This is a genomic window from Pseudomonas sp. R62 (assembly GCF_000257605.1).
Taxonomy (GTDB): Bacteria; Pseudomonadota; Gammaproteobacteria; order Pseudomonadales; family Pseudomonadaceae; genus Aquipseudomonas; species Aquipseudomonas atacamensis.
In genome coordinates this window covers 241,166-249,796 of sequence record NZ_JH635998.1, presented here as the reverse complement: position 1 = coordinate 249,796, position 8,631 = coordinate 241,166, and the positions used below count along the sequence as shown (strand labels likewise).

At 60.5% G+C, this 8,631-nt stretch carries 8 protein-coding genes; all 8 read left to right on the top strand.

The genetic code is table 11. The annotated features are described in order from the left end of the window. The coding region (locus OQK_RS02590) for an SMP-30/gluconolactonase/LRE family protein (protein ID WP_162098716.1) at window positions 1-181 on the top strand (181 nt) is incomplete at its 5' end. A 270-nt stretch (window positions 182-451) separates the two neighbouring features. Continuing rightward, a complete protein-coding gene (locus tag OQK_RS02585) occupies window positions 452-1,270 on the top strand; it encodes an SDR family oxidoreductase (RefSeq protein ID WP_016770974.1) in 819 nt (272 codons plus the stop codon). 137 nt (window positions 1,271-1,407) lie between these two features. Further along, entirely contained in the window at window positions 1,408-2,412 is a 1,005-nt protein-coding gene (locus OQK_RS02580) for a substrate-binding domain-containing protein (protein WP_016770973.1), read from the top strand. A 53-nt stretch (window positions 2,413-2,465) separates the two neighbouring features. Continuing rightward, on the top strand, window positions 2,466-4,013 hold the full coding sequence (gene araG / locus OQK_RS02575) for an L-arabinose ABC transporter ATP-binding protein AraG (protein ID WP_016770972.1): 1,548 nt from the start codon (window positions 2,466-2,468) through the stop codon (window positions 4,011-4,013). 12 nt (window positions 4,014-4,025) lie between these two features. Further along, window positions 4,026-4,994, top strand: a complete 969-nt coding sequence (araH, locus tag OQK_RS02570; protein ID WP_038861078.1) for an L-arabinose ABC transporter permease AraH — start codon at window positions 4,026-4,028, stop codon at window positions 4,992-4,994. Window positions 4,995-5,300: 306 nt separating this feature from the next. Continuing rightward, the gene (locus OQK_RS02565; RefSeq protein WP_016770970.1) at window positions 5,301-6,014 is read left to right on the top strand and encodes a GntR family transcriptional regulator; all 714 of its coding nucleotides are present in this window, start codon (window positions 5,301-5,303) and stop codon (window positions 6,012-6,014) included. After that, complete coding sequence (locus OQK_RS02560) at window positions 6,011-7,009, top strand: ADP-ribosylglycohydrolase family protein (protein ID WP_016770969.1); 999 nt, start codon at window positions 6,011-6,013, stop codon at window positions 7,007-7,009. Before OQK_RS02565 ends, OQK_RS02560 begins: the two co-directional genes overlap by 4 nt. Before the next feature lie 210 nt (window positions 7,010-7,219). Then, window positions 7,220-8,631 (top strand): purine-cytosine permease family protein (locus OQK_RS02555; RefSeq protein ID WP_038861077.1); only part of this gene is annotated, 1,412 nt, incomplete at its 3' end.

Sequence of the window (8,631 nt, the reverse complement as noted above, 5' to 3'; positions counted from 1 at the left end):
GGTGGATCGCAAAATCGATCTGCCGGTCAGTCGCCCGACCAGTTGCGTGTTTGGTGGCGAAGACTTGAAAACCCTGTTTATCACCAGTGCCAAGAGCCCGCTGAATCATCCTTTTGACGGTGCGGTGCTGAGCATGCGCGTTGATGTTGCAGGAAAACTCTGTACGCGTTTTGCTGGTTAGATCCCAAAATATGGGATGCAAAATTATATATTGAGATTATTTGGCGGTCGGGTTTATAGTCGGCTCCAGCAGTAACACGCACTCACACTTAAAAAGAACAAAACAGGTGAAGTGATGCAGCGAATTCTTGTTGCCCGCGCAAGCGGGATCCGCCTTTCGTCACGGCTTAATGCCGTCGGCGACGCTTGCCTGTTTGTTTTCCCCAGCCGTCAGAACCGGACATCGACCAGTGCCCGGTTTTTTTGCGCCTGCGTGCAGGAGGCCTGAGCCGTGGCTGAAGCGCTGACATTGCCACCAGTGCCGGCGCCGCCGAAAGGCGAGCGCCTGAAAAACAAGGTCGTGCTGTTGACCGGGGCCGCTCAGGGCATCGGCGAAGCTATCGTTGCCGCGTTCGCCTCGCAGCAAGCCAGATTACTCATCAGCGACATTCAGGCCGACAAGGTCGAGCAGGTCGCCGCTCACTGGCGCGATCAGGGCCATGACGTGCAGGCGCTCAAGGTCGACGTATCGAATCAGCAGGATCTGCATGCCCTGGCCCGACGCGCGGTGGAATTGCATGGCCGCATCGATGTGTTGGTCAACTGTGCCGGGGTCAATGTGTTCCGCGATCCTTTACAGATGACCGAAGAAGACTGGCGCCGCTGCTTCGCCATCGATCTGGACGGCGCCTGGTATGGCTGCAAAGCCGTGCTGCCGCAGATGATCGAGCAGGGTGTGGGCAGCATCATCAACATCGCCTCGACCCATTCCAGCCACATCATTCCCGGTTGCTTCCCGTACCCGGTGGCCAAGCATGGCCTGCTCGGCCTGACCCGCGCCCTCGGCATCGAATACGCGGCCAAGGGCATTCGCGTCAACGCCATCGCGCCGGGCTACATCGAAACGCAATTGAACGTCGATTACTGGAACGGCTTTGCCGATCCGCACGCCGAACGGCAGCGCGCCTTTGATCTGCATCCGCCCAAGCGCATCGGCCAGCCGATCGAGGTGGCGATGACGGCAGTGTTCCTGGCCAGCGATGAGGCACCGTTTATCAACGCTTCGTGCATCACCATCGATGGTGGTCGCTCGGTGATGTACCACGACTGAATGAAACGGATTTCCAGCGCTGAACTACGCTTGAAATCCAATCATCATACGATATGACTATTTTCAACCAGCTTCATTGAGAACACGCTTCAACGCTTTTCAAACCTTGCTCAAAAAAAATAACAAGGAGTCATCTGATGAAACGTCGTTTCGGGATTCGTACCCTGTGCAGCACTGCCCTGGCGGTCACTGCGTTCAGCCTGAGCAGTGCGCTGCTCGCCGCCGACGCGGTGAAGATCGGTTTTCTGGTCAAGCAGGCCGAAGAACCGTGGTTCCAGACCGAATGGGCTTTTGCCGAAAAAGCCGCCAAGGACAAAGGCTTTGAATTGATCAAGATCGCGGTGCCGGATGGCGAGAAGACCCTCTCGGCCATCGACAGCCTGGCCGCCAACGGCGCCAAGGGTTTCGTGATCTGCCCGCCGGACGTGTCCCTCGGCCCGGCCATCATGGCCAAAGCCAAGATCAATGACCTGAAAGTAATTGCCGTCGACGACCGTTTTGTCGACGCCAACGGCAAATTCATGGAAGACGTGCCGTACCTGGGCATGGCAGCGTTTGAAGTCGGCCAGAAGCAGGGCGCCGCCATGGCTGCCGAAGCGAAGAAGCGTAACTGGGACTGGAAAGACACCTATGCGGTGGTCAATACCTACAACGAACTCGACACCGGCAAGAAGCGCACCGACGGCTCGGTCGATGCCCTGAAGAAGGCCGGCATGCCGGAGGATCACATCCTCTTCGCCGCACTGAAAACCCTCGACGTACCGGGCAGCATGGACGCCACCAACTCGGCGCTGGTGAAACTGCCGAGCGCGGCGAAAAACCTGATCATCGGCGGCATGAACGACAACACCGTGCTCGGCGGCGTGCGCGCCACCGAAGCGGCCGGGTTTGCCGCGAGCAACGTGATCGGCATCGGCATCAACGGCACCGACGCCATCGGCGAGTTGAAAAAGCCTAACAGCGGCTTCTTCGGTTCGATGCTGCCAAGCCCGCACATCGAAGGCTACAAGACCGCCGAGATGATGTACGAGTGGATCACCGCCGGCAAAGAGCCGCCGAAGTACACCGCCATGGATGACGTCACCCTGATCACCCGCGAAAACTTCAAGCAAGAGCTGGAAAAAATCGGCTTGTGGAACTGAGGCAGCGACGGCCCGGGCAGCCGGGCCGTTTTTCGGTGTGAAGAGGTGGCTTTATGCACGCGCAAGTACAGACACAAGAACAACATGGCGCCAGCGGCAGCCTGCGCTTCAACGGGATCGGCAAGACCTTTCCCGGCGTGAAAGCGCTCGACGGCATCAGCTTCGTCGCCCACCCCGGTCAGGTTCATGCCTTGATGGGCGAGAACGGCGCGGGCAAATCGACCCTGCTGAAGATTCTCGGTGGTGCTTACATTCCGAGCAGCGGCGAGCTGCAGATCGGCGAGCAGGCGATGGCGTTCAAGTCAACCGCTGACAGCATCGGTAGCGGCGTCGCGGTGATTCACCAGGAACTGCATCTGGTCCCGGAAATGACCGTGGCCGAGAACCTGTTTCTCGGGCATCTGCCGGCGAGTTTCGGCCTGATCAATCGCAGTGAGCTGCGCCAGAAAGCCTTGAATTGCCTGAAAGGCCTGGCCGACGAAATCGATCCGCAAACCAAGGTCGGACGCTTGTCGCTGGGGCAGCGGCAGTTGGTGGAAATTGCCAAAGCGCTGTCGCGCGGCGCCCACGTTATCGCTTTCGACGAACCGACCAGTAGTCTCTCGGCACGCGAGATCGATCGCTTGATGGCGATCATCGGTCGCCTGCGCGACGAAGGCAAAGTGGTGCTCTACGTGTCCCATCGCATGGAAGAAGTCTTCCGTATCTGCGACGCCGTCACCGTGTTCAAGGACGGCCGCTACGTGCGGACCTTCGAGGACATGAGCCAGTTGACCCACGATCAACTGGTGACCTGCATGGTCGGTCGCGACATTCAGGACATCTACGATTACCGCCATCGTCCGCGTGGCGCCGTGGCGTTGAAAGTCGACGGCCTGCTCGGCCCGGGCCTGCGCGAGCCGATCAGTTTCGAAGCGCACAAGGGCGAAATCCTTGGCCTGTTCGGACTGGTCGGGGCAGGGCGCACCGAGCTGTTTCGTCTGCTCAGCGGCCTGGAGCGCAACACCGCTGGCCGTCTCGAACTGCGCGGCCATGAGCTGAAACTGCGCTCGCCCCGTGACGCGATTGCCGCCGGCATTCTGCTCTGCCCGGAAGATCGCAAGAAAGAAGGCATCATCCCCCTGGCCAGTGTCGCCGAGAACATCAACATCAGTGCCCGTGGTGCGCATTCCGGGCTCGGCTGCCTGATTCGCGGCTTGTGGGAAAAGGGCAACGCCGACAAGCAGATCAAGGCCCTGAAAGTGAAAACACCGCACGCCGGCCAGCAGATCAAGTTCCTTTCCGGCGGCAATCAGCAAAAGGCCATTCTCGGCCGCTGGTTATCGATGCCGATGAAAGTCCTGCTGCTCGACGAACCGACCCGTGGCATCGACATCGGCGCCAAGGCCGAGATCTACCAGATCATTCATAACCTCGCCGCCGACGGTATTTCGGTGATCGTGGTGTCCAGCGATCTGATGGAAGTGATGGGCATTTCCGACCGCATCCTGGTGCTGTGCGAAGGCGCCCTGCGCGGCGAAGTCAGCCGCGACCAGGCCAATGAATCCAACCTGCTGCAACTGGCTTTGCCACGCCACCGCGCTGACGGCGTGGCGAACTGAGAGGTGACTATGATGACTACGCAAAACGAAACCCTGCCGACCGAGCGCAAACCGCTGGACCTGCGGCGCTTCCTCGATGACTGGGTCATGTTGCTGGCGGCGATCGGCATCTTCGTCGCCTGCACCTTGCTGATCGACAACTTCCTCTCGCCGCTGAACATGCGTGGCCTGGGCCTGGCGATTTCCACCACCGGCATCGCCGCGTGCACCATGCTTTATTGCCTGGCGTCCGGGCACTTCGACCTCTCGGTCGGCTCAGTGATCGCCTGTGCCGGCGTGGTCGCGGCGGTGGTGATGCGTGACACCAACAGCGTGTTTCTCGGGGTCAGCGCAGCACTGGTGATGGGCCTGATCGTTGGTCTGATCAACGGCATCGTGATTGCCAAGTTGCGCGTCAATGCCTTGATCACGACGCTGGCGACCATGCAGATCGTTCGCGGTCTGGCCTATATCTTCGCCAACGGTAAAGCGGTCGGTGTGTCGCAGGAATCGTTCTTCGTCTTCGGTAACGGCCAGCTGTTCGGTGTGCCGGTGCCGATCCTGATCACCATTGTCTGCTTCCTGTTTTTCGGCTGGCTGCTGAACTACACCACTTACGGGCGCAACACCATGGCCATCGGTGGCAACCAGGAAGCGGCGCTGCTGGCGGGCGTCAACGTCGACCGGACCAAGATCATCATCTTCGCCGTGCATGGTTTGATCGGTGCGCTGGCGGGTGTGATTCTGGCCTCGCGGATGACTTCCGGGCAGCCGATGATTGGTCAGGGTTTTGAACTGACGGTGATTTCTGCTTGCGTGCTGGGCGGGGTTTCGCTGAGTGGCGGCATCGGCATGATTCGCCATGTGATTGCCGGGGTGTTGATTCTGGCGATCATCGAAAACGCGATGAACCTGAAGAACATCGACACGTTTTATCAGTATGTGATTCGTGGTTCGATTCTGTTGCTGGCCGTGGTCATCGACCGCTTGAAACAGCGCTAACGTCAAAAGCTACCCCTCACCCCAGCCCTCTCCCGGAGGGAGAGGGGGCCGACCGAGGTGTCTTGCGTTCTGCATCGACGTGAAATACCGAGTTGACTACGGATTCGACAATTACTCGGCAACAGGTCGATTTCGGATTCGGCGCAACACTTTCAGGTCGGCGTATCTCCTGAGCATCCCCCAATCAGTTCCCTCTCCCTCCGGGAGAGGGCTAGGGTGAGGGGCTTTTGATTTTGCTCTTCCCATCGGTCACCTCCCACAAATATCCCTTGCCCGCCACGCCCCGTTTCGGTTATCAATTTGTACATGATTAGACAGGTACGATTCGACAAGAAGCAAAGGGTGGTCGACGAGCTCGTCCGACGCATCGAGAGCGGCCTCATGGAGGACGGCTTTCTGTTGCCCGGCGAACATCAGTTGGCTCAAGAATTCCAGGTCAGCCGTGGCACCTTGCGTGAGGCGCTGGCCGAACTGAAGCGGCGTAACTACATCGCCACGCAGAGCGGTGTCGGTTCCATCGTCACTTTCGACGGTGTCGCGCTGGATCAGCGCAGTGGCTGGGCGCAGGCGTTGGCCGACAGCGGGGCGCTGATCAATACCGAAGTGTTGCGCCTCGAAGCCGTGACTCGCCCGGATCTGTTGGTGCGTTTCGGCACCGATCAATTCATCACCCTCGACCGTCGCCGGCGCGCCACCGACGGTACGCTGGTGTCTCTCGAACGATCCTTGATGCCAGCTAACGGCGGCCTGGAAAGCCTGCCTCGCGTCGGTTTGATCGACAATTCCCTGACCATCACCCTGGCCGCCTACGGCTACATCGGCGAGCGCGGCGATCAGTGGATCGGCGCCGAGCCGCTGAATGCCGAAGACGCCGAGCTGCTCGGCCGTCCGGTCGGCACGGTGTTTCTCAAAGCCCTGCGCACCACCTACGACCGGCAGAACCGTTTCATGGAGCAGGTCGAAAGCCTGCTCGACCCGGTGCACTTTCGTCTGCACCTGCAATTCGGAGAATCGAAATGACCGCGCTCAACCGTGCGCTTGGCGCTTTCTATGGTCTGGCCCTGGGTGACGCGCTGGGCATGCCGACGCAATCGCTCGATCGTGAAACGATCAAGGCGCGCTTCGGCCAGATCACTGATCTGCAAGACGCCGGCCCACTGCAACCGATCGCCGCGAACATGCCCAAAGGCTCCATCACGGACGACACTGAACAGGCGATCCTGGTCGGCGAGTTATTGGTCGAAGGTCACGGCCGTATCGAGCCGGCGGTTCTCGCCCAGCGCTTGATCGAATGGGAAGCCGAGATGCAGGCCAAAGGCTCGCAGGACTTGCTCGGCCCCTCGACCAAACGCGCCATTGAGATGATCCTCGCCGGGCATTCCCCGGAAGAAGCCGGGCGCTACGGCACCACCAACGGCGCGGCAATGCGTATCACCCCGGTGGGCATTGCAGCGAACGTGGCCGATCCGCAGCGCTTCATTGCGGCGGTCGTGCAGGCTTGCCAGGTGACGCATAACACCACGCTGGGAATTTCCAGTGCGGCGGCGGTGGCGGCGGTGGTCTCCGCTGGCATCAATGACGTCGATCTCGGCGAGGCGCTGAACCTCGGCCAGCAGATTGCCCTGCAAGCCGAAGCGCACGGGCACTGGGTGGCTGGCGGGCGCATCGCCTCGCGCATCAGTTGGGCGCGCAGTATCAGTGTCGACAGCGACAAAGCATTGCTTGCCGATCTGTTCTACGACGTAATCGGCACATCGGTGGCTTCGCAGGAGTCGGTGGTGGTTTCATTCGCCCTGGCCCAGCAAGTGGCCATCGGTGAAATGACGGCATTCGAAGCGTTGTGCATGGCTGCCAGCCTGGGCGGCGACACGGATACCATCGCGGCGATTCTCGGCGCTATGCTCGGCGCCTGCCTGGGGCTTGAATGCTGGCCGCAGCCGATGATCGAGACGGTGAAAGCTGTTAATCAGCTGGAGCTTGAGCCTTTGGTGCAGGGGCTGTTGGCCTTGCGCTGATTGGGCTGCCGCCTTCGCGAGCAAGCTCGCTCCCACATTGGATTTGTGGCGTTCACATACCCTGTGGGAGCGAGCTTGCTCGCGAAGGCCGCACTGCATAGTCGAATACTTAACCCGCAATGGATCGCACAGACAGGCCTCGGAAGGCCGGTTGTCTTGTCGTTTTGCATCATTGCCACAACCACAAAAAAGGCAAACAGGAGCATCTTCATGAGTTCATCAACCGCCGGGCAAAGCGTCGGGCAATTGGAAACCCGGGGCATCGAGCCGGTACCGGAAGCGGAGTGCAACGGTCATCCGCTGCAACTGTTCTGGGTCTGGTTCGCGGCCAATATTTCCATCCTCGGCCTGCCGCTTGGCGCGACACTGGTGGCGTTTCGCGGATTGGCGATCTGGCAGGCGATCATCGTCGCCATCCTCGGTGCCGCCGGTTCGTTTGCCGTGGTCGGGATCATTTCGATTGCCGGGCGTCGCGGCCGCGCGCCGAGCCTGACGCTGTCCCGGGCAATTTTCGGCGTGCGCGGCAACATCGGCCCGACGCTGGTTTCGCTGATGTCGCGTCTGGGTTGGGAAACCGTCAACACCACCACTGCGGCGTTTGTCCTGTTGTCGCTGTGTTCGATCCTGTTCGGCTCGCCGGTCGAGGCGAAAAGTGCGCCGCTACTGACGCTGATCTTTATCGCCATCTTCGTCCTGCTGACCTTGTCGGTGTCCGGCCTCGGCCACGCGACCCTGCTGGTGATCCAGAAGTGGGCGACGTACGTGTTCGGCGCGCTGAACATTCTCGTCGGTGGTTTTCTCTGCGCGACCATCGACTGGAGCGCGGTATTCAACGCCACGCCAGCACCGCTGAGCGCAATGATCATCGGCATCGGCACCATGGCCGCTGGCACCGGTATCGGTTGGGCCAACGCCGGTGCTGACATGTCGCGCTATCAGCATCGCAGCGTCAAGGCTGTGCGCCTGGTGGCGTCGGCGGCGTTCGGCGCGGGCATTCCGCTGGTGCTGCTGATCACTCTCGGCGGCTTGTTGTCGGTGGGCAACAATGATCTGGCGTCGGCGACTGACCCGATCGTGGCGATCCGCGACATGCTGCCGACGTGGATGGCCGTGCCGTACCTGATCACCGCGTTCGGCGGTCTGCTGCTGTCGAACAACCTGTCGGTGTACTCCGCCGGCCTGACCACGCTGACCCTGGGCCTCAAGGTCAAACGGGTCTACGCGGTGGTGGTGGATATCGTCGCGATCTTCGCCGGCTCGATCTACTTCATGCTGATCGCCGACAGTTTCTACGGCCCGTTCATCACCTTCATTTCCCTGCTGGCAGTGCCGATCACTGCCTGGGTCGGGATCTTCGTGGTCGACCTGATTCACCGTCACTACTACAGCCCCAAAGACCTGCTCGACGTCAGCCCGAGCAGCGCCTATTGGTATCGCGGCGGCATCGAGTGGCGCGCGTTTGGTGCCTGGGCGATCGCTATCGTCCTCGGTTTCAGCTTTACCACCATCGGCACCACGGCGGAGAACGTCTGGTTCAAGGGCTTTTTGTCTGACTCCTGGCTGGGCCACAACGGCCTCGGCTGGATCGTGACTTTCGTCGTCGCAGGCGGCATTTACCTGGT